This is a genomic window from Sinorhizobium sp. 22678 (assembly GCF_052044265.1).
In the GTDB taxonomy this organism is placed as follows: domain Bacteria; phylum Pseudomonadota; class Alphaproteobacteria; order Rhizobiales; family Rhizobiaceae; genus Sinorhizobium; species Sinorhizobium meliloti_A.
In genome coordinates this window covers 1-26,970 of record NZ_JBQEMS010000021.1, presented here as the reverse complement: position 1 = coordinate 26,970, position 26,970 = coordinate 1, and the positions used below count along the sequence as shown (strand labels likewise).

General features: G+C 63.3%; 28 protein-coding genes and 1 tRNA gene. 14 read left to right on the top strand and 15 right to left on the bottom strand.

Annotated elements, in window-relative coordinates:
- Positions 1-117 precede the first annotated feature (117 nt).
- Positions 118-606 (bottom strand): RidA family protein, encoded by a 489-nt coding sequence (locus ACTJKL_RS24815; protein ID WP_440854059.1) that lies wholly within the window; start codon positions 604-606, stop codon positions 118-120.
- 194 nt (positions 607-800) lie between these two features.
- Between ACTJKL_RS24815 and ACTJKL_RS24810 the strand changes: the two genes are divergently transcribed.
- Positions 801-1,499, top strand: a complete 699-nt coding sequence (locus tag ACTJKL_RS24810) for a TetR/AcrR family transcriptional regulator (protein ID WP_440854058.1) — start codon at positions 801-803, stop codon at positions 1,497-1,499.
- Positions 1,500-1,674: 175 nt separating this feature from the next.
- Here ACTJKL_RS24810 and ACTJKL_RS24805 read toward each other — a convergent pair whose 3' ends face one another.
- From ACTJKL_RS24805 to ACTJKL_RS24780, 6 genes are all read right to left on the bottom strand, one after another.
- The gene (locus ACTJKL_RS24805) at positions 1,675-2,043 is read right to left on the bottom strand and encodes a VOC family protein (protein WP_440854057.1); all 369 of its coding nucleotides are present in this window, start codon (positions 2,041-2,043) and stop codon (positions 1,675-1,677) included.
- Positions 2,044-2,101: 58 nt separating this feature from the next.
- A tRNA-Arg gene (locus ACTJKL_RS24800) sits at positions 2,102-2,178 on the bottom strand.
- Positions 2,179-2,297: 119 nt separating this feature from the next.
- Positions 2,298-3,779, bottom strand: coding sequence for a sensor histidine kinase (locus tag ACTJKL_RS24795; RefSeq protein ID WP_275596869.1), 1,482 nt, complete (start codon positions 3,777-3,779; stop codon positions 2,298-2,300).
- 21 nt (positions 3,780-3,800) lie between these two features.
- Positions 3,801-5,222: a dihydrolipoyl dehydrogenase family protein gene (locus ACTJKL_RS24790; protein ID WP_440854056.1), complete on the bottom strand. Its 1,422-nt coding sequence runs from the start codon at positions 5,220-5,222 to the stop codon at positions 3,801-3,803.
- A 22-nt stretch (positions 5,223-5,244) separates the two neighbouring features.
- Complete coding sequence (locus tag ACTJKL_RS24785) at positions 5,245-6,045, bottom strand: TVP38/TMEM64 family protein (protein ID WP_100669728.1); 801 nt, start codon at positions 6,043-6,045, stop codon at positions 5,245-5,247.
- Positions 6,046-6,288: 243 nt separating this feature from the next.
- A complete protein-coding gene (locus ACTJKL_RS24780) occupies positions 6,289-8,286 on the bottom strand; it encodes a methyl-accepting chemotaxis protein (protein WP_338277865.1) in 1,998 nt (665 codons plus the stop codon).
- Between the two features lie 307 nt (positions 8,287-8,593).
- Here ACTJKL_RS24780 and rpmH point away from each other — a divergent pair, with 307 nt between their 5' ends.
- The 5 genes from rpmH (at position 8,594) to ACTJKL_RS24755 (ending at position 12,418) form a co-directional block, all read left to right on the top strand.
- Positions 8,594-8,728: a 50S ribosomal protein L34 gene (gene rpmH, locus ACTJKL_RS24775; RefSeq protein ID WP_003531576.1), complete on the top strand. Its 135-nt coding sequence runs from the start codon at positions 8,594-8,596 to the stop codon at positions 8,726-8,728.
- A gap of 21 nt (positions 8,729-8,749) precedes the next feature.
- Positions 8,750-9,148: a ribonuclease P protein component gene (rnpA, locus tag ACTJKL_RS24770; protein WP_018094046.1), complete on the top strand. Its 399-nt coding sequence runs from the start codon at positions 8,750-8,752 to the stop codon at positions 9,146-9,148.
- Positions 9,148-10,932, top strand: a complete 1,785-nt coding sequence (yidC, locus tag ACTJKL_RS24765; protein ID WP_198516586.1) for a membrane protein insertase YidC — start codon at positions 9,148-9,150, stop codon at positions 10,930-10,932. Before rnpA ends, yidC begins: the two co-directional genes overlap by 1 nt.
- 165 nt (positions 10,933-11,097) lie before the next feature.
- Positions 11,098-11,751: a ribosome biogenesis GTP-binding protein YihA/YsxC gene (yihA, locus tag ACTJKL_RS24760; RefSeq protein ID WP_440854055.1), complete on the top strand. Its 654-nt coding sequence runs from the start codon at positions 11,098-11,100 to the stop codon at positions 11,749-11,751.
- A 127-nt stretch (positions 11,752-11,878) separates the two neighbouring features.
- Entirely contained in the window at positions 11,879-12,418 is a 540-nt protein-coding gene (locus tag ACTJKL_RS24755) for a DUF1269 domain-containing protein (RefSeq protein ID WP_100669731.1), read from the top strand.
- A gap of 73 nt (positions 12,419-12,491) precedes the next feature.
- Here ACTJKL_RS24755 and msrB read toward each other — a convergent pair whose 3' ends face one another.
- Both msrB and ACTJKL_RS24745 read right to left on the bottom strand, forming a co-directional pair.
- On the bottom strand, positions 12,492-12,986 hold the full coding sequence (gene msrB, locus ACTJKL_RS24750) for a peptide-methionine (R)-S-oxide reductase MsrB (protein ID WP_411922637.1): 495 nt from the start codon (positions 12,984-12,986) through the stop codon (positions 12,492-12,494).
- A gap of 419 nt (positions 12,987-13,405) precedes the next feature.
- Positions 13,406-14,119, bottom strand: coding sequence for an anti-sigma factor (locus ACTJKL_RS24745; protein ID WP_275602590.1), 714 nt, complete (start codon positions 14,117-14,119; stop codon positions 13,406-13,408).
- A 288-nt stretch (positions 14,120-14,407) separates the two neighbouring features.
- Between ACTJKL_RS24745 and argB the strand changes: the two genes are divergently transcribed.
- Positions 14,408-15,295 (top strand): acetylglutamate kinase, encoded by an 888-nt coding sequence (argB, locus tag ACTJKL_RS24740; RefSeq protein WP_018094040.1) that lies wholly within the window; start codon positions 14,408-14,410, stop codon positions 15,293-15,295.
- Between the two features lie 104 nt (positions 15,296-15,399).
- Here argB and ACTJKL_RS24735 read toward each other — a convergent pair whose 3' ends face one another.
- Genes ACTJKL_RS24735 through ACTJKL_RS24725 form a run of 3 tightly spaced genes read right to left on the bottom strand, consistent with a single transcriptional unit; the run spans position 15,400 to position 18,308 of the window.
- Positions 15,400-16,170: an isocitrate lyase/PEP mutase family protein gene (locus ACTJKL_RS24735; RefSeq protein WP_324762805.1), complete on the bottom strand. Its 771-nt coding sequence runs from the start codon at positions 16,168-16,170 to the stop codon at positions 15,400-15,402.
- A gap of 37 nt (positions 16,171-16,207) precedes the next feature.
- Positions 16,208-17,335 (bottom strand): bifunctional transcriptional activator/DNA repair enzyme AdaA, encoded by a 1,128-nt coding sequence (locus tag ACTJKL_RS24730; protein WP_440854054.1) that lies wholly within the window; start codon positions 17,333-17,335, stop codon positions 16,208-16,210.
- A gap of 58 nt (positions 17,336-17,393) precedes the next feature.
- Positions 17,394-18,308 (bottom strand): EamA family transporter, encoded by a 915-nt coding sequence (locus ACTJKL_RS24725; protein WP_411922640.1) that lies wholly within the window; start codon positions 18,306-18,308, stop codon positions 17,394-17,396.
- A 102-nt stretch (positions 18,309-18,410) separates the two neighbouring features.
- Here ACTJKL_RS24725 and ACTJKL_RS24720 point away from each other — a divergent pair, with 102 nt between their 5' ends.
- Positions 18,411-19,124, top strand: coding sequence for a pyrimidine 5'-nucleotidase (locus tag ACTJKL_RS24720; protein WP_100669737.1), 714 nt, complete (start codon positions 18,411-18,413; stop codon positions 19,122-19,124).
- Here ACTJKL_RS24720 and ACTJKL_RS24715 read toward each other — a convergent pair whose 3' ends face one another.
- Complete coding sequence (locus ACTJKL_RS24715) at positions 19,125-20,024, bottom strand: LOG family protein (protein ID WP_440854053.1); 900 nt, start codon at positions 20,022-20,024, stop codon at positions 19,125-19,127.
- 294 nt (positions 20,025-20,318) lie between these two features.
- Here ACTJKL_RS24715 and dapD point away from each other — a divergent pair, with 294 nt between their 5' ends.
- The 3 genes from dapD to ACTJKL_RS24700 all read left to right on the top strand — a co-directional run bounded on the left by dapD (position 20,319) and on the right by ACTJKL_RS24700 (position 23,610).
- Positions 20,319-21,176, top strand: a complete 858-nt coding sequence (gene dapD / locus ACTJKL_RS24710; RefSeq protein ID WP_440854052.1) for a 2,3,4,5-tetrahydropyridine-2,6-dicarboxylate N-succinyltransferase — start codon at positions 20,319-20,321, stop codon at positions 21,174-21,176.
- Between the two features lie 2 nt (positions 21,177-21,178).
- Positions 21,179-21,565 carry a DUF805 domain-containing protein gene (locus ACTJKL_RS24705; RefSeq protein ID WP_440854051.1) on the top strand — a complete coding sequence of 129 codons (387 nt, stop codon included), beginning with the start codon at positions 21,179-21,181 and terminating at the stop codon, positions 21,563-21,565.
- A 152-nt stretch (positions 21,566-21,717) separates the two neighbouring features.
- Complete coding sequence (locus ACTJKL_RS24700; RefSeq protein ID WP_440854050.1) at positions 21,718-23,610, top strand: DEAD/DEAH box helicase; 1,893 nt, start codon at positions 21,718-21,720, stop codon at positions 23,608-23,610.
- Positions 23,611-23,674: 64 nt separating this feature from the next.
- Here ACTJKL_RS24700 and ACTJKL_RS24695 read toward each other — a convergent pair whose 3' ends face one another.
- Positions 23,675-23,992: a DMT family transporter gene (locus ACTJKL_RS24695; protein WP_440854049.1), complete on the bottom strand. Its 318-nt coding sequence runs from the start codon at positions 23,990-23,992 to the stop codon at positions 23,675-23,677.
- An 87-nt stretch (positions 23,993-24,079) separates the two neighbouring features.
- On the opposite strand from ACTJKL_RS24695, the gene ACTJKL_RS24690 reads away from it, so the two are divergent.
- Positions 24,080-24,484 (top strand): winged helix-turn-helix transcriptional regulator, encoded by a 405-nt coding sequence (locus ACTJKL_RS24690; protein WP_198516588.1) that lies wholly within the window; start codon positions 24,080-24,082, stop codon positions 24,482-24,484.
- Between the two features lie 10 nt (positions 24,485-24,494).
- Here ACTJKL_RS24690 and ACTJKL_RS24685 read toward each other — a convergent pair whose 3' ends face one another.
- Positions 24,495-25,403 (bottom strand): LysR family transcriptional regulator, encoded by a 909-nt coding sequence (locus ACTJKL_RS24685; protein ID WP_100669741.1) that lies wholly within the window; start codon positions 25,401-25,403, stop codon positions 24,495-24,497.
- 139 nt (positions 25,404-25,542) lie between these two features.
- On the opposite strand from ACTJKL_RS24685, the gene ACTJKL_RS24680 reads away from it, so the two are divergent.
- Together ACTJKL_RS24680 and ACTJKL_RS24675 are read left to right on the top strand one after the other, a co-directional pair.
- Entirely contained in the window at positions 25,543-26,358 is an 816-nt protein-coding gene (locus tag ACTJKL_RS24680) for an alpha/beta hydrolase (protein WP_440854048.1), read from the top strand.
- A 181-nt stretch (positions 26,359-26,539) separates the two neighbouring features.
- A partial coding sequence (locus ACTJKL_RS24675; RefSeq protein WP_440854047.1) for an IS110 family transposase occupies positions 26,540-26,970 on the top strand: 431 nt, incomplete at its 3' end.

Sequence of the window (26,970 nt, the reverse complement as noted above, 5' to 3'; positions counted from 1 at the left end):
GGACCGCATCGAACGCGGGACTTTCGAGACGCTGCCGATCCGTCTAGGTCGGCGGCGTTCGGCATTTCTACCCATCCCACCCGCCCCCGTTGGCACGCGCCTGATATCTCGTCGCGACTATTTGAGAACGACAACGGCTTCGACTTCGAAGAGCATGGGGTCGATTGCAAGCTTGGGAACGGGAACCAAAGTCTGCGCCGGCAGCGCCGCGCCGAACATTTTCTTGACGTTGCTGCTCAGCACCTCAAGCTTGGACATGTCGTGATCGACGACGAAGACCGTGAGCTTGGCGACCTGATCCGGCCTGGCACCGAGCGCATCGAGGGCCGTGCGCAGATTTGCATAGGCCTGCTCGACCTGGACAGCGAAGTCCGGCGACAAGGCTCCGCTGCTGTCCTGGCCGCCCTGCCCGGAAATATAGGCCAACCGGCCCTCGCTGGGCGCGATCACTGCCGTGCTGTAGCCGTTCGGCGTCGGGTCGTAGAGGTTTTGCGGATTGACGATGGTCAGCTTGAGGTCATTCTCATTCGCTGTCGTGGCAATGGGGACGCCCGTGGTCATGATGATCAGCCCTCCGATAAGCAGATGCGTGATTGCGCGTGACATGTTTTTCTCTCGGGTCCGGGGCTGCGCGCAATGGGCCTCGCCGCCTTCGGGATTGAACTTTTGCTGCCGCATGACCTGATGAATCGTACGGTGTACCATTCACTCGCATCGTACATAGTACGAGTCAACCGTTCAGGATCGACTTTCGTCGCCTTGTCGGCTTAAATCGGCATTCTGATCAGCAAGGAAGACGGATGACGGCCAAACGCAGCGGCGCCCGGAGCAAACGGCCTCAGCGGACAGGCGTATCGCCACCGCCCGCGCAGGAGACGCGCAGTGAACCCTCTCTCTCCCGGCAGCGTATCGTGGCGACCGCGGTAGAGCTGCTGGACGCTCAGGGAATAGACGGATTGACGATGCGTCGGCTGGCCGATCGACTCGGCTCGGGCGTGATGAGCCTGTACTGGCACGTCGACAACAAGGAGGATGTCTTCGATCTGGCACTGGACTCGGTGCTCGAATACCGGAGACCGCCACAAACGGTCGGGTCTCAGGACTGGCGCGGAGAAGTCGTTCACATGCTCGAGGACTGGCGCGCCAGCATGCTGCGCCATCCCTGGTCGGCATCTCTGCTGCCGCGCCGGGCGCTCGGCCCGAACATCCTCGGCCGCCTGGAACTGCTGGGCAGAACCTTGTCCGGAGCCGGTGTAGCCGACGCAGATCTGAACGTCGCGATATGGTCGCTCTGGAACTATGTGATGGGCGCCACCGTCACCCGGGCGAGCTTCGACGTCTCGGACGATGACAGGGCCGCGGCACAGCAGCGCCTTACATGCCTCAACGAACACTACGCGACGATCGGACGCTCCCGTCTGCTGCTGGACAATGATTGGGACGGCGCCTTCCGGAAGGGCCTCGACTTCCTGCTAGACGGCCTCGCGCCGAGACAATGAGCGTTCGGGTTTGCTGAGGCCGTTGCGGCATGATCATGTGAATGGATGTTGGACAGAGAGTTCCGCGGGCGGCCTGAGTGACTGTTTCGGGTGGAAAATTCGCGTCGACTCCCTTGGACGTGAACGGGCAAGAAGCGGACGGTAACGGCCATTTGGATTTCGGCCGTGACGGTCGTCACATCGGCTCTCCGATTTCGATTATGTGCCCATCCGGGTCGAAGAACCTGAACACGCGTTGCCCCCAAAATTGTCGCCTGACCTCGTGAATGAGGTCGACATGCTCAGCGATACGCTTGAACGCCGCGTCGAGATCTTCGTCCTCAAAATAGAGAACGAGATTCCGCCGCCCATAGGAAGCATCTTCGTCCCGGCACTCTCCAAAAACTGTTCGGTGCAATGAGGTGCCTTCGTGAATGGCAAACCCATCGTCGAAACGGACAAAGTCGCCATGATCTTCCAGTATCCGAAGCTGTAACACTTCAGAGTAGAACCTTTTCGCACGGCCGATGTCAGCCACAAAAGGCAGAGGGTTCACGAATTTCATGGCACTTTCCCCACAGACCTATTCGGAGAATGAAGAGGGCGGAGATGATTGAAAAGAATGGCGCACCCGAAGAGATTCGAACTCCTGACCCCCAGATTCGTAGTCTGGTGCTCTATCCAGCTGAGCTACGGGTGCGTGCCTGGAAGCGGTGACCACCGCTTGCGTGGCGATCCTCTAAAGCGTCCTTTCGGCGATTGCAAGCGCCTTCGGGAAAAAATTTCATTTTTACGACGATGCCGGGAAGGGACGGAATATCAGGAACGTCCCTTGGCGCGGAAGGCATCGAGCCGCACCGGGCGGTCCGGCAGTTCTATGCGAAACAGCGTGCCGGGAGTGGGCTTTTCGACGAGCGCGATCGTTCCGCCATGGGCGAGCACCAGTTCGCGGGCGATTGCCAGACCCAGGCCCGTTCCGCCGGAGCGCGCCGAGCCGCGGAAGGCGGCGAAGAGATTTTCGCGTGCCTTGGCAGGCATGCCGGGCCCTGTGTCGTCGATCGAAATCGTCACCACGCTGCCGGTACGCAACGCCGAAACCGAGATCCGCCGCTCGGAACCATCCTCCGGCTTGTAATTGGCCAGCGCCTCGACGGCGTTGCGACAGATATTGTGGACGATGCGGAACAGCTGCTCGCTGTCCGCGTCGACCTCGATGTCGTCGCGGATCTGTATCTCGAACTCGATACCGTCCTGGCGATCGACGGCGAGCAGTTCGGCTACGTCCTCGACCAGCGGCCGCAGCGCCAGGAAACGGCGATGCGGCTCGGCCTCCGTCGTGCGGCCGTAGGAGAGCACTTCGCGCGTATAGCCGACAGCGCGGTCGATGGTCCGAAGCAATGTCGGCGCGAAGCGCTTGACCACGGGATCGTCCACGTCGGCCAGGCGATCGGAAATGAGTTGCGCGGAGGACAGGATGTTGCGCATGTCGTGGTTGATCTTGGAAACGGCGAGGCCGAGCTCCGCAAGGCTCTTCTGCTGCTTCAGGGTTCTCTGCAATTCGCGCTGCATGCTCGCCAGGTGCTGACCGGCGACCGCCAGTTCGTCCTTGCCTTTCGGCGGCACCAGCACGCGCTCGGGGCTCGACGGCTCGTCCGAAAACTCCTGCATGCTCTTGGTCAGCCGCCTGATCGGGAGAATCAGCATGCGATTGATGGCCAGGAAGATCAGCGCCGCGGTGATCAGCGAGATGACGATCGACAGGAGGAAGACGTTGCGCGAATAGACGAGCATGGCCGTGCGCAGCTTGGCGTCCTTCATCACCAGCTCGATCGTCGCCTCGCCTTCGCCCAGCGGGCCATAGACGCGCACCACCCGGTTGCCGCCGAAGATGAGCGTGTCGAAGGCGTCCCGGATCGCGCCCAGAGCCGTGAAGTTGGCTATGTCGTATTCGCCGTCGATCGCGGGGGGCATGTCGACGCTGGCGATCATCCGGGAGGCGTCCTTGCGGCGGATGACGATGGCCTTGGTCCCGGTCGCCATCAGGGTCTCGCGCTGCACGGCGCGGGGCAGCTCGACATTCTGAAGCCCGTCGACCACGACGGCGGCCGCCGCCACGGTGTTCAGGCGGTCCTGAAGCCAGCGAATGCGCATATTGGCGACGGAAGGCACGAAGATCAGTACCTCGGCCAGCATCACAAAGGCGACCGTCAGCAGCAGCAATTTGCCGGAAAGCCCGCCAAGAAAGCCGACCGCCGCTCGAGGTGCCGCACTCGCATTGGCCGGACGCGCGTCTTCTACCATAAGCCCAAAAGATTCCCTGGATCAGCCGAAATTCCGCAGAAACCGGATCGCGGTCCGCAGAAGGCGATTTCGCGCCATGGGGGAATAATAGGAGATAGCCGCCTGTTTTCCAATCTCCGAGAGAGTCGGATAGGGTGCGACATAAGTCTGGAAATGCCTGAGGGTCAGGCGGTTGGCGACCGCGAAGGCCCAGAGACCGATCATCTCCCCCGCTCCAGGGCCTGCAATGGCGGCGCCGAGCACCCGCCCGCGCCTGCCGACGACGATCTTTGTCAACCCTCGATCCAATCCGTCGGTGCGGGCGCGATCATTCGCGGAAAAGTCCAGGCGCACGGTTCTGCTCCCCGGGGCGGTCTCCCGCGCGCGCTCCTCCGTCAGCCCCACCTGCGCCAGTTCGGGCGCGGTGAAGATCACCTGCGGAACGATGGCCGTCCTCTCGCGTCCCGGCAGGCGGAACAGGATCTGCTGCAGCACCAGCCGGGCGTGATAACTCGCCTGATGCGTGAAGAGGCCGCCCGCCGCTTCTCCGACCGCATAGACGCGGCGGTTGCTCGTCCGCAGGTCCGCCCCGACCTCTATGTGCTTCGGCCCGTGGCGGATGCCGGCCGCATCGAGATCGAGCGGTCCGTGATTGGGGGCACGACCGGCAGCCACCAGCAGGTCGCTCCCTTCGATCTCGAAAGGGCCGCTCTCGTTCTCGCAGAAAAGCCGGACGCCCGTCTCCGTTTGCTCCGCCGAGCGGATCTCCGTGCGCTCGTGCAGGAGCATGCCTTCCGCACGCAGCCCGTCGAGCACGATCGCCGCCAGCTCGGGATCCTGGCCGGATAGAGCCGCGGCCCTGTCCACGACCGTCACATCGGCGCCCAACCGGCGGTGAGCCGCGGCCATCTCCAGGCCGACCGCGCCCGCGCCGATGACGACGAGATGTCGCGGCAGGCGTTTCAGGCCGAAGAGCGTTTCGTTGGTGAGAAACGGCGTCTCCGCAAGTCCGGGGATCGGGGGAATGGCGGGGGAGGAGCCGGCGGCGATCACAAAGCGGCGGGCGCGGATCAGATGGTCGCCGGCAACGACGGTGCGGTCGTCTACGAAGCGGGCCGTTTCCTTGATCACCTCGACGCCGAGGCTGGTGAAGCGCTCTACGGAATCATGCGGCGCGATGCCTTCGATGACGGACTGTATGCGCGCCGTCAGCCGCTCATGGTCGACGATCGGTTCCGCCGAGGCAATGCCGAATTCCGCAGCCTTGCGGATCGCTTCCGCATGTTTGGCCGCTGCGATAAGAGCCTTTGACGGCACGCAGCCGTAATTCAGGCAATCGCCGCCCATCCGGCCGTGCTCGACCAGAACGACGGGCACGCCGAAAGCGGCCGCCCCGGCGGCCACGGAGAGCCCGGCGGCACCGCCGCCGATCACGCAGATGTCGGGTGTCAGTATATTCGCCACGCGGCTAGGCCCTCCGCCTCCGTCATGCACCTTTGCGGCGCGACTGTATTAGCCTGAATGCCAGAGGCAATGCAGCAATCGATGCGAGGGCGACGAGGGCCAGCGAAATATCTCTGGTGGCGAAATCGGCAAGGACGAGTTCACGGCCGCTTGCAGCAGCAAAAGCGATCACGTCGCCGAGGCCGCGGCCGAGCCAGGTATAGGCGAGAGTGCCCGGCACGATGCCGATCACCGTCGCGAGCGCATAGGTGCGCAGCTTCACCTCGAAGAAGGCAGGCGCGATATTGATCAGGAAGAAAGGAAAGATCGGCGCGAGGCGCAGGATCAGGAGATAAAGAAAGGCGTTGTCCCGGAATCCATCGGCAAGGCGCTCCAGGACGCCGCCGGCACGGCGCCTCAGGATGTCGCTGAAGGCGCCGCGCGCGGCGATGAATAGCAGGCAAGCCCCGAGTGTGGCGGCAAGAACCGTAATGGCTGCGCCGGCAAGGCAGCCGAAAAGGAAGCCCGCGGAGATCGTGAGCACCGATGCCGCCGGAATGGAGAAGACCACCACCGCGACATAAATCGCGAAGAAGACGAGAACCGAACTGACCGGATGGGCGGCGACATGGGCGGCGAGCGTCTCGCGCTGGTCGGCGAGCGCAGACAGCGAAACATAGTCCTGCAGGCCGTAGGCATAGCTCAGGACGCCGCCCGCAAGCAGAAGCGAAATCGGCAGGAAGCGCCAGGGAGAGCGATGCGGAACAGGCTGAAGGTCTCGCCGGCTCGACGAGGGTTCGAGAGCCGGTCCTTCTTCCGCCCCGTTGCTGATACCATGGCTCATGCGATTTGCCTTCGGTGAGATTCTGCCCCTGAATTAGAAGGAATTCACCCCCGGAACCAATAACGAATCGTCGCGTCGACAAACGACGGCGTGACCGGGTCGCCGCGGCAAGTCACGCCGGCGTGAAAGTGCCTGCGGCCCCTTCCGGAGGGCAGGCTCATCTCGGAAATGCCGCTCGCGGCGACCGACGGGTCACCGCGAACGAAGCTGGTCACTGGGCGACTGCAGTGCTGCAGCAGGCCCTCAGAACTCTTCCCAATCGTCGCGAGCGACCGCAGCGGAGCCGTTGCCGAATGCGCGCGCGACCGTGCCCATCATGCGGCGGGCGGGCGAGGCCACCGGGCGGCTCGCTTCCCTTGCCGGCGCGACCGTACGCACCGCCTCGCGCTCGACCTTGAAGTAGGCGATGAGGTTGGCGAGATTGTCGGCCTCGGCGGACAGCTTATGCGTGGCGGCGTTCGCCTCCTCCACCATGGCGGCGTTGCGCTGGGTGACCTGATCCATCTGGTTGACGGCGGTGCTGACCTCGCCGAGACCCGTGGCCTGCTCGCGTGCGGCCGTCGCGATCGAATGGATGTGATCGTTGATCTTGAGGACGCGCGTCTCGATCTGACCGAGTGCGGCTCCCGTCGCCTGGACGAGCTTGACGCCGGTGGCCACTTCGCCGCCCGATTTAGAAATCAGCGACTTGATATCCTTGGCAGCGCTGGCTGCACGCTGGGCGAGTTCGCGGACCTCCTGGGCAACGACCGCGAAACCCTTGCCGGCATCCCCCGCGCGCGCCGCCTCGACGCCGGCATTGAGGGCCAGCAGGTTCGTCTGGAAGGCGATCTCGTCGATGACGTTGGTGATCTGCCCGATCTCGCTCGAGGCCTGTTCGATCCGGCCCATGGCATCGATGGCGTTGCGGACGACCGATGCCGACTCCGCTGCGCTGTCCTTCGCCTCCGTGACCATGACGGTCGCTTCCTGGGCCCGCTCCGTAGAATTGCGAACCGCGGCGGTTATCTCGTCGAGCGCCGCCGAAGTTTCCTCCAGCGCGGCGGCCTGCTGTTCAGTCCGCTTGGACAGGTCGTCGGCGGCACTGCGCAATTCCGTAGAGTTCCCGTTGATCGAGTCCGTCGTCATGCGGACCTCGCGCAGGGTCTTCTGCAGGGTCTGCAAGGTATCGTTGACGTTCGTCTGCAACTCGGCGAAGGCGCCCTGGAACTGGCCCTTCATGCTTTGCGTGAGGTCGCCCGTCGCCAGGCTCGCAATGACCCTCCGGGTCTCGGCGATGCCCGTATCGACGCTGTTGACCAGTTCGTTGACGCTCGCCGCAAAACGGTTGAGGTCGTCGTTGTCGTAGTCCTTGCCGATGCGCCTGGTGAAGTCCCCTGCCGCAGCCGCCGCGACGACCGTGGCGATGCTCGACTGCAGGTCCGCGCTCTTTTCGCGCAGGACCTCTTCCTGGGCGTTGAGCTCTCGCACGGCGAGGCTGTTCTGCTTGAAGACTTCGACCGCCGCCGCCATGTCGCCGATCTCGTCCTTGCGCCCGGCGAAGGGCACATCAACCGAGAGATCGCCGCCGGCAAGCAGCTTCATCTTGCCCGTCAGATCGAGAATCGGGCGGCTGAGGTGATTGGTCGCAATATAGAAGGCGGCGCCGATGCCGGCCAGCATGCCGAGCGCTGCCGTTGCAAGGACGATCAGCACGATCGAGCGCTTGTAGTCGGCAAGATCCGCGGTGATCGTGTGAAGCGAGGCAAGGTTCTCGTCGACGACCACGTCGATTTCCGCCTGGAACGCCTTGCGGTTGGCCCGGTTCGCCTCGTTGTTGCCCTGCTCGTTGGCCGCTTGCGGCGCGACCTGCGTGCCGAGGCGAGCCGTCTCGCTTCGGAACGTCTTGAATTCCTCCGCGCGCTGGACGAGGGTATCGAAGGCGGGCAGGACGTCGGCCGGCACCAGCGGCCGCCACTCGGTGAGCAGCGCGTCGATCTTGTCGAGGTTCTTGAGAATTCCCTCGGCAAAAGGCTTTGCCTTCTCGACCGTCGGCGCCGCATAAATGCCCCGCGCCTCCATCACCACCGCCGTTACCAGGCGATTGAGCCTCTCGCCCTTGAAGGCCCGGTCGGATGCGTTCTGGTATTCACCGAGCCGTTGGTTGTACTCGCTCACGATCAGCAACGACATGCCGGTGATCGCTATCGCCAGCAGACTCATGATGCCGACGATGAGGTTTATCTTTCCACGAATTTTCATGTCCTGTCCCTGTCCCCAGCCGCATACTCGCCTAAAACGGGAAAGTAACTCACGGCTTACACGCTACTGAGTAAATGCTAAAATGCGCGTGGTTAACAAAGCACCCATCGGGCCCACTCATTTTAGGGTGTCATGCGGCTAATCATGAGCACGCCGCCGGCGTCTGGGAATTGACTCTATCGGGTTTTTGTCCCTATAAGCCGCGCACGTCCGGTGGAGCCGCCCGTTGGCGGAGCCATGCCCGGCGCGTAAACGCTCTTGCATCATGCAAACCCAAGAAGGACCGCACACCGCGGTATTTAAATAAATGAAGCGTACCTACCAACCGTCCAAGCTTGTTCGCAAGCGCCGTCACGGCTTCCGTGCACGTATGTCCACCAAGGGTGGGCGCAAGGTCCTCACAGCCCGCCGGGCTCGTGGCCGCAAGCGTCTTTCGGCGTAAGCCGAATCTGCCCGAAACCTTATGTCCGGGCAAATGACGACAGATAAAGACAAGACGGCTGTCGGGCGGCTGAAAAGCCGTCCGCAGTTTTTGGCGGTCCGGGCTGGAGAAAGCCGCAGAGGCCCGCTATTTCTCCTCGAAGTTCTCGACCGGAACGATCCGGAGGGAGAAGCCCGCGTCGGCTTCACCGTTACCAAGAAACACGGCAATGCCGTCGAGCGAAACCGAATGCGCCGACGCCTCAAGGAAGCCGTGCGGCTTTCGGCCGGGTTTGCAATGAAACCCGGACACGACTATGTGATTGTCGCCCGGCGCGATCTCCTGAATGCCCCTTTCGACGCATTGACTCGGGCGCTTCGGGATCGCATCGAAAACAAGCCGAAACAGAAGCGGCCGCCGGCCGGTTCCAGGAAATCATGATGGAAAACAACCGCAATTATTTCGTGGCGATCGCCCTTTCCGTGCTGATCCTTATCGCCTGGCAGTTCTTCTATGTCAGCCCGAAGATGGAAAAGGACCGCATTGCCGCGGAACAGGCGCAGCAGGCGCAACAGACCCAGCAACAGCCAGGCGCTCAGCCGGCTGCACCTGGACAGGCGCTGCCCGGCGGTGCGATCCCGAGCGCAGGCGAAAGCCGCGATCAGGCAATCGGCAAATCGGCCCGCGTGGCGATCGACACGCCGGCGCTTTCCGGCTCCATCAACCTGACCGGCGCACGCTTCGACGACCTGAAACTCAAGGGCTACCACGAAACCGTCGACCCGAAGAGTCCGGTCATCACGCTCTTCAGCCCGGCGGAGACCGCCGACGGCTATTTCACGGAAATCGGCTATATCGGATCGGACGCGACCGGATCGGTTCCGGGGCCGCAGACCACATGGACGCTTTCGGGCGGCGACAAGCTCACCCCCTCGACGCCGGTGACGCTGAGCTACACGAACGACAAGGGCATCACCTTTGTCCGGACCATCTCGGTCGACGACCGCTACATGTTCCAGGTGGTCGACAGCATCAAGAACGAGACCGCCGCGCCGGTCTCCCTGTCTTCCTACGGCCGCGTCACGCGCTTCAACAAGCCGACGACTCCGAGCATCTACGTGCTCCACGAGGGCTTCGTCGGCGTTGCGGGAGAGCATGGCCTCCAGGAAGTCGGCTATTCCAAGGTCGAAGACGACGAGCCCGTCGAACCGGGTAAGTCGACCGGCGGATGGCTGGGCATCACCGATAAATACTGGGCCGCGACGATCGTGCCGCCGCAGGCGACGCCCTTCGACATCCGGTTCTCGCATTTCGCCGACGGGCGCCCCCGTTACCAGAGCGACTACAAGAGCGATGCGGTGACGGTTGCCCCCGGCCAGTCCGTGGAGCTGAAGAACCTCGTCTTCGCCGGTGCCAAGGAAGTCCCGGTCGTCGACAATTACGAAGTGGCCTATTCCATCCCCAACTTCGACAAGCTGATCGACTGGGGCTGGTTCTACTTCATCACCAAGCCGATGTTCAAAATGATGGATTTCTTCTTCCGTCTCTTCGGCAATTTCGGCATCGCGATCCTGATCACCACGATCGTCGTCAAGCTCATCTTCTTCCCGCTCGCCAACAAGCAATACGCATCGATGGCGAACATGAAGAAGGTTCAGCCGAAGATGGAGGAGCTGAAGAAGAAATTCGGCGACGACAGGATGGGGCTGCAGCAGGCGATGATGCAGCTCTACAAGGAAGAGAAGATCAACCCGCTGGCGGGCTGCTGGCCGATCCTCATCCAGATCCCGGTGTTCTTCGCGCTGTACAAGGTGATCTACGTCACCATCGAGATGCGGCATGCGCCCTTCTTCGGCTGGATTCAGGATCTCTCCGCGCCCGATCCGACGACGATCGTCAATCTCTTCGGCCTCCTGCCCTTCGATGCTCCGTCCTTCCTGCATCTCGGCGTCTGGCCGATCATCATGGGCATCACCATGTTCCTGCAGATGCGCATGAACCCGACGCCGCCGGACCCGACCCAGGCGATGCTCTTCACCTGGATGCCGGTGGTCTTCACCTTCATGCTGGCATCGTTCCCGGCCGGTCTCGTGATCTACTGGGCCTGGAACAACACGCTGTCGATCCTGCAGCAGGGCATCATCATGAAGCGTCAGGGCGTCAAGGTCGAACTCTTCGACAATCTGAAGTCGCTCTTCTCGAAGAAACCGAAACCGGCGGAATAGAGCACTTCCAGGAAGCGCAGTGAAAGAGTTGGAAGCCCCGGTGCGACGCGTTCCGGGGCTTTTCTTTTCGATTTCCCGAGCGCCACCGGCGCCGCCCGGGCGCTCTCAAGCTTGACAAGCCTCTGCAAAAGCCTGATGCCGAGGCCAAAGAGGAAACGCCAGAACATGTCCGGGACGAACAAGCAGAATGCCGCAAGCGTCTTCGGCCGGCCGTGGATCTTCATCCGCGGCGTGCCGTCGATGAAGTTCCTGCCGCCGGAGGGACCGACGGAGATCGCCTTTGCCGGCCGCTCCAATGTCGGCAAGTCGTCGCTGATCAACGCGCTCGTGGGCCATAAGGGCCTTGCGCGCACATCGAACACGCCCGGCCGCACCCAGGAACTCAACTATTTCGTGCCGGACGGCTATTCCGGCGAGGCCGACGACCTGCCGCCGATGGCGCTTGTCGACATGCCAGGCTACGGCTACGCGCAGGCTCCCAAGGAACAGGTCGACGCCTGGACGAAGCTGGTGTTCGACTATCTGCGCGGCCGCTCGACGCTGAAGCGCGTCTACGTGCTGATCGACGCGCGCCACGGCATCAAGAAGAATGACGAGGACGTGCTGGCACTCCTCGACAAGGCTGCGGTTTCCTATCAGATCGTGCTGACCAAGACGGACAAGATCAAGGCGGCCGGCGTGCCGCGCCTCGTCGGGGAAACCCTCGAAAAGGTCAAGAAGCGGCCGGCGGCCTTTCCGGAAGTGCTGTCGACATCGTCGGAAAAGGGCGAAGGCATCGAGGACCTCCGCGCGGCGATCGAGCTTGCCGTGACGCGCTGAGGCGCGAAACGGCGCCGCTGAAGGGCGATCCCCTCGTCTTCGACCTCCGTCACTACCCTGACATGAAAAGCGCTCTATCTCTGCTTCGCGGCGGCAGATTGTCTGCCCGAAGGATCAGGAGAGAGACATGTCCGATTTGATTGTCGTGGGATTCGATTCGACGGATGAGGCCGACAAGGTCCTCTTGAAGCTCAACAGCCTGAGGAAGGAGTATCTGATCGATCTGGAAGATGCGGTCGTCGTCGTTCGCGACGCCGACGGCAAGGTGCATCTGAAGCAGAGCATGAACCTGACCACCGTCGGAGCCACGTCCGGCCTCCTTTCCGGCTCCCTCTGGGGCGGGCTCGTCGGGCTACTCTTCCTCAATCCGCTCGCGGGTTTCGCCCTCGGCGGCGCTATCGGCGCCGGTGCCGGTGCGCTTTCCGGCTCGCTTGTCGATTACGGTATCGACGACGACTTCATCAAGTCGCTCGGCAACACCATCCCGAACAATTCCTCGGCGCTCTTCGTTCTGGTGCGCAAGGTGCAGCCGGAAAAGGTGCTGGCCGAATTCTCCGGCCTGCGCGGCCGCGTGCTGAAGACATCGCTCTCGCCGGAGCAGGAACAGAAGCTTCAGGCAGCCCTTTCCGAGGCGCAGACGCCGTCGCCGCAGGCGGGGACATTCTGATCGGTTGCCGAAGGCGATCGGCCCTCGTCGCACAACGATCTTCTCGCCGGAGCCGGCGGGAAGATCGCCCCGCTCAGGCAGTTTCCGGTACGAATGACAGGGAGAGCCCGTTGATGCAGTGCCGCTTGCCGGTCGGCGGCGGACCGTCGTCGAAGATGTGGCCGAGATGGCCGCCGCAGCGGCGGCAGTGGCATTCGGTCCTCGTCATGAACAGGGTATCGTCCTCGCGTGTGCCGATCGCGCCGGGAAGCGCCTGCCAGAAGCTCGGCCAGCCGGTACCGCTGTCATATTTCGCCTCGGAGGAATAGACGGGCAAGGCGCATCCCGCGCAGTGAAAGAGGCCGTTTCGCTTTTCATCGTCGAGCGGGCTGCTGAACGGCGGCTCCGTGCCCTCCTCCCGCAGAATGCGATAGCGGTCCTCGCCGAGCAGCGCCCGCCACTCCGCGTCGGTCCTGGTGATTTCGAAGGCTTCGCCGGCGACGGCGCGCATGGGCCATACCAGACCGCGCAGGGTGATCACCGCGGCCAGGGCCGCGCCCGCCATCAGCAAGTCGCGCCGGCTGATCATCGGAACCTCCATCGGGCGATGCAACTGGCATTGGCCGAATCTGGAGCGAGAGGCGGAAGTGCCTCGTCCTCCCGCAGCCGGTCCGGCCTGATATCGTAATTTACCGCATCGGCCCGAAAATCGGTATCGATTTCCGGAAAGCACGATGCGTCGATACGATAAATTGAATTAAGGCTTGTTGAGATTCGGGATACCCGCCACGGCCGGTTGGATTTCCTCATTCCTGTGCTCGTCACAGGATGAGGAAGAGGGGAGATTGCAGTCCTCCGAAAGTTTCCCACAGCGCCGCTGTGCCGACAAACCGACCAGAGTTGCAGCAGCCGTCATGAACTCAAACTTTGTGCGTCCACTCGGGCGCACGGCGCTCAAAGCGGTCGCGGCATTCCTGCCGTGACTGCGTGGCCCGCGTGGAACGAGACTTAGAAAGCGCGCGCGGTGCCTTGCGCGATGACCGCACCGGTGGGCGAGCCGGTCGCCGAGCCGCCCAGGGGCTCGACACTGACGGAGAGCCTGGAGCCGCTGGCAATCCGGCTTCGCATTCCCGGCTCGAGCACGATTTCCCCCTCGCCGGACGGCGGCAGCACGCCGAGCGAGACCGGCGGATCGTCACCTTTGATCAGCCAGAGTTCGAGCGATTTCTCCTCCATCTGTCCGGCGGCGGCCGGCGACAGTCTGAGGCGCCCCGTAGCCGGTTCGAAGTGCGTGACGAGGTTGATGGCGCTGCCTTGCGCTTCGAGGCTCGCAACGAGTTGCGTACCGCCCCGGCGATCGCTGAAAAGTCCGGCCACCGCGCCTGCCATTACGACGACAGCCGAAAGCGATACCAGCGCGACGCTGCGCCAAAGGGGAAGCGAGCCCCAGATACCGCGGGGGTCGTCTGCGCCCCGGCCCGCTTCGAAGACCGCGTGCTCGGAGGAGCGAAACCTGCGGCGCGGCGCGACCGATTCATAGGCGTCGCCGAAGGCCGCAAGATTGTTCTGCCAGCGGATGACCATGGCGGCGAAGTTTCGGTCCGTTGCCATGCGCGCCTCGGCCTTGCGACGGTCCTCGGCAGACAGCGCGCCGAGCACGTACTCTCCCGCGATCACCTCGTCGCGGCGGGAATCTCCGCTTTCGGGCTTCTGCGTCGTCATGGCTTCCTGCACTCTCTCAGCTTTAGAAGGCCGGCACGATTCCCTTGATCTCTTCCAGGCAGGCGTCGATGCGCCTATTCTCGGGACTGCGGCGGTCCTTTCCGGATCAAAGCAGGATCAGTCAAATCGCCAGCGCCGTCAATCGGCTTCTCGGCCATGCCGCGCACGCGGCGAGCACTTCGGCTCAGCCAGGCGACCGCCGTCACAATGGCTTTATGTTGCGCCCGGATCATTCCATCCGTCAGAGAGTTGCGCTAAACAGCAGCCGGTATTTTTCGAGGATCCGCCATGTCCGCATCAGAAAGTGAAATTCAGGCCCGCCTGCTCGCCCAGGCCCTGCCCTACATGCAGCGCTACGAGAACAAGACGATCGTCGTCAAATACGGCGGTCACGCCATGGGCAATGCCGACCTCGGGCGCGCCTTTGCCAGCGACATCGCGCTTCTGAAGCAGTCCGGCGTCAACCCGATCGTCGTTCACGGCGGCGGCCCTCAGATCGGCGCCATGCTCAACCGGATGGGCATCGAGTCCAAATTCGAGGGCGGGCTCCGCGTCACAGACGAAAAGACCGTCGAAATCGTCGAAATGGTGCTTGCCGGGTCGATCAACAAAGAGATCGTCGCGCTCATAAACCAGACGGGCGAATGGGCGATCGGCCTTTGCGGCAAGGACGGCAACATGGTCTTTGCGGAAAAGGCGAAGAAGACCTTCCGCGACCCGGATTCCAACATCGAGCGCGTGCTCGACCTCGGCTTCGTTGGCGATGTCGTCGAAGTCGACCGCACCCTTCTCGATCTGCTCGCCCGCTCCGAGATGATACCGGTGATTGCGCCTGTGGCGCCGGGACGGGACGGCCACACCTACAACATCAACGCGGACACTTTTGCCGGCGCCATCGCCGGCGCGCTCAATGCGACGCGCCTTCTCTTCCTGACCGACGTTCCGGGCGTTCTCAACAAGAAGGGCGAACTCATCAAACAGCTCTCGGTCGCCGAGGCGCGGGCGCTGATCGCCGACGGCACCATCTCGGGCGGCATGATCCCGAAGGTGGAGACCTGCATCGAGGCGATCAAGGCCGGAGTCCAGGGCGTCGTCATCCTCAACGGCAAAACGGCACATTCGGTGCTGCTCGAAATCTTCACCGAGCACGGCGCAGGCACGCTGATCGTGCCGTGAGGCGCGCCTTGTTTGCGTGATCTGCCCCTTACCCTAACCTTCTCCCCGTCTTGACGCGTCATGACGGGGAAAGGGTCGCGGCAGCGGGATGAGGGACCAATCTCTTACCTTGTCCCGTAAACATTCTCCGCCTCGCCGCGCAGCCGGGCGATCATCTCCCGGTATGGGAACGGCCCATAGCTCACCCGCCCGACGCCGGCGGCCGCCAGCGTGGCAATGTCCGGCGCCCCCGGCATCATCATCACGTTGACCGGCAAAGGTGATGCCGCACAGAGCCTGGCGATGAGGTCCCGATCGGCGAGACCCGGTGCGAAGAAGCCGCTCGCGCCCGCATCCGCATAGGCCTCGGCGCGGGCGATCGCATCCTCCATCAGGGCCGCGTGGCGCGCCGCATCGCTTTCCTGCAGGAAGAGGTCGGTGCGGGCGTTGACGAACAGTGCGATGCCCTGTCGCTCCGCCATCTCGCGGATCGCGCGGATGCGAGCCGCCTGCTTGTCGATCGGATGGACGCCGCCCCTGCCAACCATCTGGTCCTCGAAATTGATGCCGATCCCGCCCGCATCGATGACTTGCGCGACATTGGCCGCGGCCTGGGCCGGGTCCTCCGAATAGGCGCCCTCGAAGTCCACCGAGAGCGGCAGGTCCGTTGCCGCGACGATCTCGCGCACGGTCTCGAGCAGCAGAGGCAGCGGCAGCTTCTGCCCGTCTCCGTATCCATGCGCCGCCGCGACCGACCAGCTCCCGGTGGCGAGGGCCTTGGCGCCGGCCTCGGCCACGCACCGGGCGCTGCCTGCATCCCAGATGTTGTACAGAACCACCGGATCGCCTTTCCGGTGCAGTGCCCCGAAGGCGAGCGCTCTTTCTTCCTGGCTCATCGTATCTTCTCCCAGTCCGTCAGGTTGAACGTATCCGTTACATCGTTGGAGCGGCGGCCCGGGCAGGCATCTCCCGGTCCCACTCTCCGAAAAGCCCCACAGGACGCATTCTGCCCTCGTGGCGAAGCAGCCATTGCTTGCGCCGGAGCCCGCCCCCATAGCCCGTCAGCGATCCGTCAGCGCCGATGCAACGGTGGCATGGCACGACGATTGCGAGGCAGTTGGAGCCGTTGGCCCTGGCCACGGCACGCACCGCCTGCGGGGTGGCGACCTTCCGCGCGATGTCGCTGTAGGAGCGTGTCTCGCCCACGGGTATCGCAACGAGTTCTGCCCATACCTGACGCTCGAAGGCACTGCCGTCGAGGGCGAGCGGTGTGCGAAAATCGGCCGAGCGCCCGGCGAAATAGGCGTTGAGCTCGCGCTCCACCTGATCGATGGGCGGCGTTCTGCCGGGCACCACCGCAGAGTGCGTCTTTCGCTTGAGACTCTCCATTTCGGCCGGGAGGGCCTTGCGATCATGGAACTCGATGAGGTGAAGATGCGTCTGGTCGGCAACCGCCACCATGGGGCCTAGCGGCGTCTCTATCCAGTCGGCAAAGAGCAGCACGCGCCCCTGCGATTTCGCGGGAGCCTGTCCGATCAGCCGCCCGAAGGCGGCGCGAAAACCGCTCGGCGATTCATAGCCTGCGTCGATCTGCGCCTCGATGACACTGGCGCCGCCGGAGAGCTGGCGTGCGGCCTCGCCCATTCGCCGCTGGCGGGCGAGATCGAGAAAGGTGACGCCGAGGGATCGCTTGAAGGCGCGCCGCACTGTCGACGGATCGAAGCCGCGCCGCACGAGATCGCCCTCCGTCCAGCGATGCTCCGGCCGGCGGTCGAGCAGCTCGATAAGCTCCTTGACGAGCGGATCTTTCCCGGATGCATCTTCCAGCGGGCGGCAACGTTGGCACGGCCGGAAGCCGGAATTGATGCAGGCGGAAATGCTGTCGAAGAACAAAGTGTTCTCCCGCTTCGGCTTGCGGGCGGGACATGAGAGCCGGCAGAAGATGCCGGTGCTCTTGACGCAAACGAAGGCCTGACCCTCATAATCGGAACTGCGGGCCAGCAGCGCATCGTAAAGGATATCGTCGTTCGGCAGATCGAAAAGCATATTGCTTTGTAGCATCAGCCACACGCGCCGTCCGCCGAAATTCGGGCATCTATTCGTGCCGCTTGCCGAGCCCTCACAAGACGAGCAGCATGACCACGCCGAGCACGATGAGCAGGCAGCCGAGCAGTTCGAGCCGGTTGATCCACTCCCGGAAGATGAAGAAGGAAGAGGCGAAGGTGAACAGCATCTCCACCTGAGCGACCACCTTGACGATCGCCGCCTGCTGCAGCGTCATCGCCGCGAACCAGCCGAAGGAGGCCGAGGCGCCGACGAAGCCCACGACGAAAGCGGGCTTCCAGGCGGCGCCTATGCGTTTCAGTTCGTCGCGTTCACGCGCGACGATCCACAAAAGCATGACGATCGTCTGAAGCAGGATGACGAAGCCGAGCGTGAAGCTCGCCTGGATCACATAGTCCGGCTGAGGCAGACTCGGCTCCAGCGCCAGCGAGGCCGAGCGGTAGGACACCGCCGAGAGACCGAAGAAGGTACCGGAAAGCAGCCCCATGCCCGCCGTGCGGCTGAAGACCGATGCAAGCAGCGAGCGCGCGCTGAGCGTCGTTCGGGCGACGGAGATCAGCATGACGCCCACCACCGAAATGGCGATCGCAACCAACGCTCCCTGGCTCGCCTTTTCGCCGAGGAAGATCAGCCCGAAGAGCGCCGCCTGTGCGGGCTCGGTGCGGGAATAGGCCGTGCCGACCGCGAAATTGCGGAAGGAGAAGAGATGGACGAGCAGGAAGGTCGCGGCGATCTGCGCCATTCCGCCGACCACCGCCCAGAGATAGAAAGTGCCGTTGGGCACCGGCAGCTGATGCCCGCCGGCGCGCCAAAGCAGGACGAGGTAGAGGAGCGCGAAAGGCAGTCCGAAGCCGAAGCGCACGAAGGTCGCGCCGGTGGTGCCCATGACGCCCTTCAGGTGCTTCTGCATGGCGGAGCGGACATTCTGAAGGAAGGCCGCGGCGACGGTGATGAGAACCCAGGTTTCCATATTTGCCCGCTAGCACGCAGGCCGAAAACAATCCATCGCCAATCGGGGCACAGGTGAACAAACCGTTTTGCTTCGCAAGACCGCCCGTGTCATAAACCCGCCATGAAGAAGCTCGACCGCCTGCCGACCCACGCCGAATTCGCCCATGTCACCGACTGGGTCTTCGACCTCGACAACACGCTCTATCCGCATCACGTCAATCTGTTCTCACAGATCGACCGCAACATGACGGCCTATGTTGCCGAACTCCTGTCGCTGGAGCCTGCGGAGGCGAAGAAGCTGCAGAAGGAATACTACCGCGACCACGGCACCACGCTTCAGGGCCTGATGCTTCATCACGGCATCGACCCCAACGATTTCCTCGAAAGAGCCCACGCCATCGACTACAGCGTGGTGCCGGCCGACCCGGCGCTCGGCGAGGCGATCAAGGCGCTGCCCGGACGCAAGTTCATCTTCACCAACGGCAGCGTCGCCCATGCGGAGATGACCGCGCGGGCGCTCGGCATCCTCGACCATTTCAACGATATCTTCGACATCGTCGCCGCCGGCTTCATACCGAAGCCCGCCGGCGACACCTACGACAAATTCATGGGCCTTCACCGCATCGACACGGCGAATGCGGTCATGTTCGAGGATCTGCCGCGCAACCTGGTCGTCCCGAAGGCGCTCGGCATGAAGACCGTGCTGCTCGTGCCGCGCAATCTCGAATACGAATTTGCCGAGGCCTGGGAAACGTCGAGCGACGCGGACGATCAGATCGACTACGTCACGGAAGATCTGGCGGCTTTCCTGCGCGGTGTGGTTTCGACCGCGTAACTACCGCCGTCCGGACGCCATCGGGACCGAGCGGGGGTCGACCTTCTCGTAGAACCCGGCAATGATCTCCCATGCCTCTTCGGCCGTCTCCACGAAGTGCAACAGGTCGATGTCGTTGGGCGCGATGGTTCCGAACTCGGCCAGCGCCTCGAAATTGATGATGCTGCGCCAGAACTTCTCGCCGAAGAGGATGAGGGGCACCAGGGCGAGCCGGCCGGTCTGCATCAGCGTCATGGTTTCGAACAACTCGTCGAGCGTGCCGAAGCCGCCGGGGAAGACCGTGACCGCCTTGGCGCGCAGCAGGAAATGCATCTTGCGGATGGCGAAATAGTGGAAATTGAAGGACAGGTCCGGCGTGACGAACTGGTTCGGCGCCTGCTCGTGCGGAAGCACGATGTTCAGGCCGATCGAAGGTGCGCCGACATCGGCTGCGCCGCGGTTTCCCGCCTCCATGACGCCGGGACCGCCGCCCGTGACCACCACATATTCCTTGTAATCGAGCTTTGCCGACTGCTCCGAGCACAATCGCGCGAACTTGCGCGCCTCGTCATAATAGACCGACGCAGCCTCGAGATTCTTGCGCTGGATGACGTTCTTGGCGGCCCAGGCTTCGCCGCCGGGCTCCGGAATGCGCGCCCCGCCGAACATCACCACGGTGGAGTTGATGCCGCGCTCCTCGAGCATCATCTCGGTCTTCAGGAGCTCGAGCTGCAGGCGGACGGGCCTCAGTTCCTCACGACACAGGAAATCGTCGTCGATATAGGCGAGACGGTAGGTGGGCGAAGCCGATTGCGGCGTCAAAGGCACGCTCGATGCACGTTGCCTGCTCTGGGAGCTGTCTGCCAGCGGATCCCAGACCCCATCCTTGCGGCGCAGAGTCCGCTTCTTCATGCGTGCCATGTTTCGTTTCCCGTCGCGTTTCGAACACCCGAGACCTCGTCCGGACGCGTCCCTTCGGGTCTTTCTCGGTCATAGAGGCGTCCCTACTGCCGGATTAGTCGAGACTTGCCAAGTCCCGTTGAGGAGCGCGAGCCGAAAAGGCCTTCAACTTTTTGAGGATCATGCTCCATGGGCGCCAGGTTTCGGCGAAGCCGCGCGACATCTTGAATCGCTGCATAATCCGTGAAGCTGGTTCCGATTCGGGGAATTATGCAGTAGAGCTTGCAGCACAACGCCGAACTCGAAGGAATTCCGATGACGAACCACGACCTCGCCTCCCTTTCGCAGACGATCGAGACCGCTTTCGAAGGACGCGACGCCGTCAACACCGGCACCCGCGGCGCGGTTCGCGACGCGGTGGAAACGGCGCTGAATCTGCTCGACAGCGGCAAGGTACGCGTCGCGCAACGGGGTGAGGACGGCACCTGGACGGTCAACCAGTGGCTCAAGAAGGCGGTGCTCCTCTCCTTCCGCCTCAATCCGATGGAACTCGTCAAGGGCGGCCCGGGTGAAGCCGTCTGGTGGGACAAGGTCCCCTCCAAATTCGACGGCTGGAGCGTCAACGAATTCGAGAAGGCCGGGTTCCGCGCCGTTCCGAACTGCGTGGTCCGCCGCTCCGCCTATATCGCACCCAATGCGGTGCTGATGCCCTCCTTCGTCAATCTCGGCGCCTATGTCGGCGAGGGTACGATGGTCGACACCTGGGCGACCGTCGGCTCCTGCGCGCATATCGGCAAGAACGTGCATCTTTCCGGCGGCGTCGGCATCGGCGGCGTGTTGGAGCCGATGCAGGCCGGGCCGACCATCATCGAGGACAATTGCTTCATCGGCGCCCGCTCCGAGGTGGTCGAAGGCTGCATCGTCCGCGAAGGTTCGGTGCTCGGCATGGGCGTCTTCATCGGCAAGTCGACGAAAATCGTCGACCGCGCGACGGGCGAGGTGATGTATGGCGAAGTGCCGCCCTACTCCGTCGTCGTCGCCGGCTCCATGGCTTCCGGCTCCACCATGGCCAATGGGCAGCCGGCGCCGAACCTCTATTGCGCCGTGATCGTCAAGCGGGTCGACGAGAAGACCCGCTCCAAGACCGGCATCAACGAACTGCTCCGGGACTGACGATGGCCAAGGAGGGGCGGCAGCCGAGCATGACGTGGCTGTTCTTCAGCCCCTCCGGCCGTATCGGCCGCCTGCCTTTTCTCCTCGCCTGGCTCTTCTGGTTCGCCGTCGGCTCCATCTTCCTGGCGCAGATGATGAAGAACGAGGTGGACGACGCGGCGCTCGCGTTCTCGACGCTGGCTCTGATCCTCTCCGGCGTGCTTTCGACCGTCTCCATCGCCATGCTGGCGATCAAGCGCCTGCACGATATCGGCTATCCCGGTCCGCTGGCGCTCTGCCTCTTCATCCCGGTTCTGAGCCCGATCGTTTTCATCGGTCTCTGCCTCTGGCCGGGCGCAAACAGGGCAAACGAATATGGCAGCCGCCGCAACGCGCCGGCCGGAGATTGATTCCGCCCTGTACATTTCAACGCTCACCAAGTATGTAGCGCGGCAACTGAATAGGGCCGCGACCACGTTGGCCGCGGCAATCGACGCCTGATGACGGCCTGCACCGAGGTCCGCTCTTCCGCCGACGACAACCGAAATCCGAAAGAAGAGACATGACAGAATTCGCAGGGATCGCGCCGGCGATCGCCGAGGCGTTGGCAAAACGCGGTTACGAGACGCTGACGCCGGTTCAGCAAGCCATGCTGGATCCGTCGCTCGGCACCGCCGACGCTCTCGTCTCCGCCCAGACCGGCTCCGGCAAGACCGTGGCCTTCGGCCTCGCACTGGCGCCGACGCTCATCGGTTCGGCAAGGAAATTCGCGCAGGCCGGCGCACCGCTTGCACTTGTCATCGCGCCGACGCGCGAATTGGCGCTGCAGGTCATGCGCGAGCTCGACTGGCTTTACGAGATGACGGGGGCCACCATCGCCTCCTGCGTGGGCGGCATGGACATGCGCAGCGAACGGCGCACGCTGGAACGCGGCGCCCATATCGTCGTCGGCACGCCGGGGCGGCTTTGCGACCATATCCGCCGTGGATCGCTCGATATATCGGGACTGAAGGCCGTCGTACTCGACGAGGCCGACGAGATGCTGGACCTCGGTTTCCGCGAGGACCTGGAGTTCATTCTCGAGGCGTCGCCGGCGGATCGCCGCACGCTGATGTTCTCTGCCACCGTGCCGCGCTCGATCGCGACGCTCGCCAAGAATTACCAGCGCGACGCCGTCCGCATAGGCGTCACCTCCGAGCAGAAGCAGCATGGCGACATCGAGTACCGCTCGCTGCTCGTGGCGCCGAGCGACCGTGAGAATGCCATTATCAACGTGCTGCGCTTTTACGAAGCGAGGAATGCGATCGTCTTCTGCTCGACGCGCGCCGCGGTCAACCATCTGACCGCCCGCTTCAACAATCGCGGCTTTTCGGTCGTGGCGCTCTCCGGCGAGCTCAGCCAGAACGAACGCACCCACGCACTGCAGGCCATGCGCGACGGCCGCGCCCGCGTGTGCATCGCGACCGACGTTGCGGCGCGCGGGATCGACCTTCCGGGCCTCGAGCTCGTGATCCATGCCGACCTGCCGACCAACTCCGACACGCTGCTGCATCGCAGCGGCCGGACCGGTCGCGCCGGCCAGAAAGGCGTGAGCGCGCTGATCGTGCCCGTGAATGCCCGCCGCAAGGCCGAGCGGCTGCTTGAAAACGCACGGATTACCGCCGCCTGGGCAAAGCCCCCGTCTGCCGACGAGGTGGCACGCCGCGACGACGAGCGCATCGCCGCCGATCCGGCCCTTGCCGAAGCGCCTCGCGAGGATGAACAGGCGATCGTCGAAACGCTGATCAGCCGGTACGGGGCGGAAAAGATCGCCGCGGCCTTCGTCCGGCAATTCCGCTCGAACCGTTCCGCTCCGGAGGAACTCGTGGAGGTCGCCGTCTACGACGATCGCAGGAAACCCCGTCGCGACGGCCCGGCTTTCACGGCCGACAGCGAACCCGCTCCGCGAGCCGACTTCGCCGACGGCCAGTGGTTTTCCCTCTCCGTCGGGCGCAAGCAGAACGCCGAGCCCCGCTGGCTGATCCCGATGCTTTGCCGTTACGGCAAGCTGAGCAAGCGCGATATCGGCGCGATCCGCATGCAGCCCGAGGAAACCTATGTCGAGATGACGGCCGACGGCGCAGAACGCCTTCTTGCCGCGATCGGCCCGAACCGGCTGCTGGAAAAGGGTATTCGCGTCAAAACCCTTCCCGGTGCCCCGGACACCTCCCGGCCGCGGCAGGACAAGCCGGACTTCGAGAGGAAGCGGCCGCCGGCGGCCGCATCGGAGCGCGAGCACAAGGACTTCAAGCCGAAGCGCAAGTTCGACAAGCAGCCTCCCGTCGCGCAGGATGCGCATCCGGACAGCCGAGGCGCGAAGCCCTGGAGCAAGAAGAAGGGCAAGCCCGAAGCGCAGAAAACCGGCGACTTCAAGCCTGGTGCCAAGCGCAACAACGCCAAGAAGCGCCAGCCTTGAGATGGCATTTCCCGCCGGGTGATCGGCATCGCGGCGGGAAACCTTGAGATGAACCCCCTACGGATCAGGCCTCCAGGAAGCGCAGACCTGCGACGGCGACGATGATGATGGCAATGCAGGCAAGCCTGAGCCAGGACACCGGATCGCCGAAGAGAACCATGCCGAGCACGGTGATGCCGACCGCACCGATGCCGGTCCATGCGGCATAGGCCGTGCCGGCAGGCAGGTCGCGCATCGCGATGGTGAGCAGATAGACACTGCCCAATGCTGCGCCCACGCCGATGATGCTCGGAACCGGCCGGGTCCAGCCGTCTGCATATTTGAGCGCAAGCCCCATGACGATCTCGACGGCGCTCGCCGCCACAAGCATGATCCACGCCATTCCTGTTCTCCAATGATTTGAACTCTGGCGTCAATCTTGTAGCATGGGCACTGAAGTGCAATTACGCACCTTTTGGTAACCGTCAAAATGTCTGCGAACCCGGCTTCCACGCCCCCGACCGCCATGCAATCGACGCCCAGTGTTTTCGATCCGACATGTTCCTCGCGTCACGCGCTGGAGCTCGTGGCCAGCAAATGGGCGATGCTGATCATCTCCGCGCTGGAGTCCGGCCCGATGCGCAACGCCGCGCTCATGCGCAGGCTCGGTGACGTCTCGCAGAAGATGCTGACGCAGACGCTGAAGGAACTGGAGCGAAACGGGCTGGTGATCCGCGAGGACAAGGGGACCGTGCCGCCGCATGTCGAATATCGGCTGAGCGAGGTGGGCCGCTCGCTGAGCGAAGCGCTGGTCGTGCTCGACCGCTGGGCGGAGACGCATTTCGGGAAGCTCGACGCCGCGCGCGAGCGCTACGACGCGCAGACGAACAGGTGAGAACGGGTCGTCACTCCCCGTTCTGCGACTGCGCCATGACCTTCACGACCCAATCGGCGAAAACGCGCAAACGGCTGCTCAAATGACGGTTCGGCGGATAGACGAGATAGATCGGCATCGGCTCGACCTGCCAGTCGGGCAGAACCGGAACCATCGTCCCGCTGCGAAGGTCCTCGCGCACCATGAAGAGCGGCGCCTGGATGACGCCCAATCCCGCCCGGGCGGCGGCAAGATAGGTGGTCGATTCGTTCGCAGCCACCGTATAGCGTCCACTGACCTCGATCTCCTCGTTTCCGCGCCGGAAATGGAACGGCATCTGCTGACCGGTCTTCGGCAGAAAATAGCCGACCACGTAGCAATTCTTCTCCAGATCGGAAGGGTGCTGCGGCACCGGGTGCCGCTCGAGAAAATCCCGCGAGGCGCAGGCGACGAACTTCATCTCCGTGATGCGCCTGGCGATCAGCGACTGATCCGTCAGGGTACCGGCACGTATGGCGCAATCGACGTTCTCCGCGAGATAGTCGATCGTTCGGTCGGAAACCCCGAGATCGATCTGGATATCAGGGTACTTCTCGTGGAACTCGGGCAGCGCCGGAATGATTACCAGATTGGCGAAGGCGCTTGCCGTCTCGACTCTCAGCCGGCCCTTCGGCAGGCTCTGGGCCGTCGAGAGGCTACCGTCCAGTTCGTCGAGATCGGAAAGCAGCCGTGCGGCGCGTTCGTAATAAAGCGCACCGTCCGGCGTCACCAGGACGCGCCGCGTGGTACGATTGAGCAGTTTCGTGCGCAAATGCGCCTCCAGTCCCTGGATGAGATTGGTGACGGTCGCCTTCGGCATGTTGAGGGAGGCGGAGGCACGGGTAAAATTGCCGGTCTCCACAACCCGAAGAAAGGCGCGCATGGCCGTGAGTTGGTCCATTTTCAATAACCGAATTGTTCGAAATACCGAATAGTGTAATCACAACCCGCGGACTATTCCAGACGAAAGACAATGATATGCTGCAAACATCGCGAGTTGTCCCTCATCTAGGGATTCACCCGTGGCGGAGACAAGAGAGATGAACGCGCAATTTACGGAAGAGACGATGCAGACGAGCAAAGGCTCGTGCCGCGCCCGTGTCTACCGCGGCGCATCGCTGCTCGCGCCGCCGCCGATCGTACTGCATCTCCATGGCGGCGGCTTCGTCGACGATTCGATCGCGGCGGGCGAAAACGTGGCCAATTCCCTGGCGGCCGCGGGCGCGGTCGTCATCTCGCCGGAATATCCTTCCGCGTGCATGAACCCGTTTCCGGCGGCACTCGACTGCGCCTATGCGATGCTTTCGTCGATGCGCAGCCGCTGTCCGCAGTTCGCGCACAAGAAGTCGATGCTGTTCGTCGCCGGCGAAGAGGCGGGCGGCAATCTTGCGGCCGGCCTGGCGCTGATGGCGCGCGATCAGTTTCTGAGCGACCTCAAAGGCCAGATCCTGCTGTCGCCGCTGCTCGACCCATGCCTGGCAACGGCTTCGTTTCGCAAGTTCTGTCCGCAGAGTTCGGTGCAATCGATCGCCGAAGGCTGGCAACAATATCTCGGCGAGCGCAGCGGGCTCACGCATCCCTATGCGGCGCCGGGCCATTGCAGCCGGCTCGGCGGTCTCGTTCCGGCCCTCGTCGTCACCAGCGAGGAGTGTCCGATGCGCGACGAGGCCGAAGCCTATGCCGAGCGTCTCCGCAAGGCCGGCGTTCCGGTGGAAACGCATGTGCTGCCGGGGCGTGCCTCATGGCTGCCTGTCGGCGGTGCGGCGCAGGAAATCTTGCCATCGCACGAAGAAATCCTATCCGGCATCTTTTCCCGCTTTTTCAAGCAGGCGGGAGCGAAGCCGGCCAAAGAGTAACAGATAAAACAGTAAGCACAGAGCCGGGCTCCCAACCGGCGAGGAGGTGGCATGAAAGAGGCCGCGCCCAGCATTGAGAGAACGGATTTCTGAGATGCAGATGATCTTGGGACAGTCACGCCTTGCGCCGTTTGGCCTACCTTACTTGGGTTTTCGCGAACTCATGGAAGGAGAGCAAAGCGTGACTGCACCTTATGATTATCACATTGGCGTAGATTACCACAAAAGCTACAGCCACCTTGTCGTGCAAGATTCCACCGGCAAGACACTACGATCCGGGCGAGTGAAGAACGATCGTCAGTCGCTCGGGTCGTTTCTCGAGCGCTATCGGGAGAACAGCCATGCGGTGGTGGAAGCCACCCGCAACTGGATGGTGATGTACGACTGGCTCGATGACATCTGTGACGATGTCGTGCTGGCGCATCCGCTGAAAGTGAAGGCGATCGCCGATGCGAAGATCAAGACGGACAAGGTCGATGCGACGGTGCTGGCGCATCTTCTTCGGGCCGATCTCGTGCCCGAGGCATGGGCTCCTGGAGACAAGGCGCGAGAGCTTCGCGTCGCCCTTCGCGAACGGATGTTCTACGTGCGGCTACGCACGATGACAAAGAA

Coding starts and splice junctions, on each gene's coding strand:
- rnpA (WP_018094046.1), top strand. CDS start 8,750: ATGTCCGGGCAAATGACGACAGATAAAGACAAGACGGCTGTCGGGCGG.
- ACTJKL_RS24815 (WP_440854059.1), bottom strand. CDS start 606: ATGTCACGCGCAATCACGCATCTGCTTATCGGAGGGCTGATCATCATG.
- yihA (WP_440854055.1), top strand. CDS start 11,098: ATGTCCGGGACGAACAAGCAGAATGCCGCAAGCGTCTTCGGCCGGCCG.
- dapD (WP_440854052.1), top strand. CDS start 20,319: ATGACGAACCACGACCTCGCCTCCCTTTCGCAGACGATCGAGACCGCT.
- ACTJKL_RS24700 (WP_440854050.1), top strand. CDS start 21,718: ATGACAGAATTCGCAGGGATCGCGCCGGCGATCGCCGAGGCGTTGGCA.
- ACTJKL_RS24725 (WP_411922640.1), bottom strand. CDS start 18,308: ATGGAAACCTGGGTTCTCATCACCGTCGCCGCGGCCTTCCTTCAGAAT.
- msrB (WP_411922637.1), bottom strand. CDS start 12,986: ATGATCAGCCGGCGCGACTTGCTGATGGCGGGCGCGGCCCTGGCCGCG.
- ACTJKL_RS24715 (WP_440854053.1), bottom strand. CDS start 20,024: ATGGCACGCATGAAGAAGCGGACTCTGCGCCGCAAGGATGGGGTCTGG.
- argB (WP_018094040.1), top strand. CDS start 14,408: ATGTCCGCATCAGAAAGTGAAATTCAGGCCCGCCTGCTCGCCCAGGCC.
- ACTJKL_RS24720 (WP_100669737.1), top strand. CDS start 18,411: ATGAAGAAGCTCGACCGCCTGCCGACCCACGCCGAATTCGCCCATGTC.
- rpmH (WP_003531576.1), top strand. CDS start 8,594: ATGAAGCGTACCTACCAACCGTCCAAGCTTGTTCGCAAGCGCCGTCAC.
- yidC (WP_198516586.1), top strand. CDS start 9,148: ATGGAAAACAACCGCAATTATTTCGTGGCGATCGCCCTTTCCGTGCTG.
- ACTJKL_RS24795 (WP_275596869.1), bottom strand. CDS start 3,779: ATGGTAGAAGACGCGCGTCCGGCCAATGCGAGTGCGGCACCTCGAGCG.
- ACTJKL_RS24755 (WP_100669731.1), top strand. CDS start 11,879: ATGTCCGATTTGATTGTCGTGGGATTCGATTCGACGGATGAGGCCGAC.
- ACTJKL_RS24730 (WP_440854054.1), bottom strand. CDS start 17,335: ATGCTACAAAGCAATATGCTTTTCGATCTGCCGAACGACGATATCCTT.
- ACTJKL_RS24690 (WP_198516588.1), top strand. CDS start 24,080: ATGTCTGCGAACCCGGCTTCCACGCCCCCGACCGCCATGCAATCGACG.
- ACTJKL_RS24810 (WP_440854058.1), top strand. CDS start 801: ATGACGGCCAAACGCAGCGGCGCCCGGAGCAAACGGCCTCAGCGGACA.
- ACTJKL_RS24780 (WP_338277865.1), bottom strand. CDS start 8,286: ATGAAAATTCGTGGAAAGATAAACCTCATCGTCGGCATCATGAGTCTG.
- ACTJKL_RS24705 (WP_440854051.1), top strand. CDS start 21,179: ATGGCCAAGGAGGGGCGGCAGCCGAGCATGACGTGGCTGTTCTTCAGC.
- ACTJKL_RS24745 (WP_275602590.1), bottom strand. CDS start 14,119: ATGACGACGCAGAAGCCCGAAAGCGGAGATTCCCGCCGCGACGAGGTG.
- ACTJKL_RS24695 (WP_440854049.1), bottom strand. CDS start 23,992: ATGGCGTGGATCATGCTTGTGGCGGCGAGCGCCGTCGAGATCGTCATG.
- ACTJKL_RS24680 (WP_440854048.1), top strand. CDS start 25,543: ATGAACGCGCAATTTACGGAAGAGACGATGCAGACGAGCAAAGGCTCG.
- ACTJKL_RS24735 (WP_324762805.1), bottom strand. CDS start 16,170: ATGAGCCAGGAAGAAAGAGCGCTCGCCTTCGGGGCACTGCACCGGAAA.
- ACTJKL_RS24685 (WP_100669741.1), bottom strand. CDS start 25,403: ATGGACCAACTCACGGCCATGCGCGCCTTTCTTCGGGTTGTGGAGACC.
- ACTJKL_RS24805 (WP_440854057.1), bottom strand. CDS start 2,043: ATGAAATTCGTGAACCCTCTGCCTTTTGTGGCTGACATCGGCCGTGCG.
- ACTJKL_RS24785 (WP_100669728.1), bottom strand. CDS start 6,045: ATGAGCCATGGTATCAGCAACGGGGCGGAAGAAGGACCGGCTCTCGAA.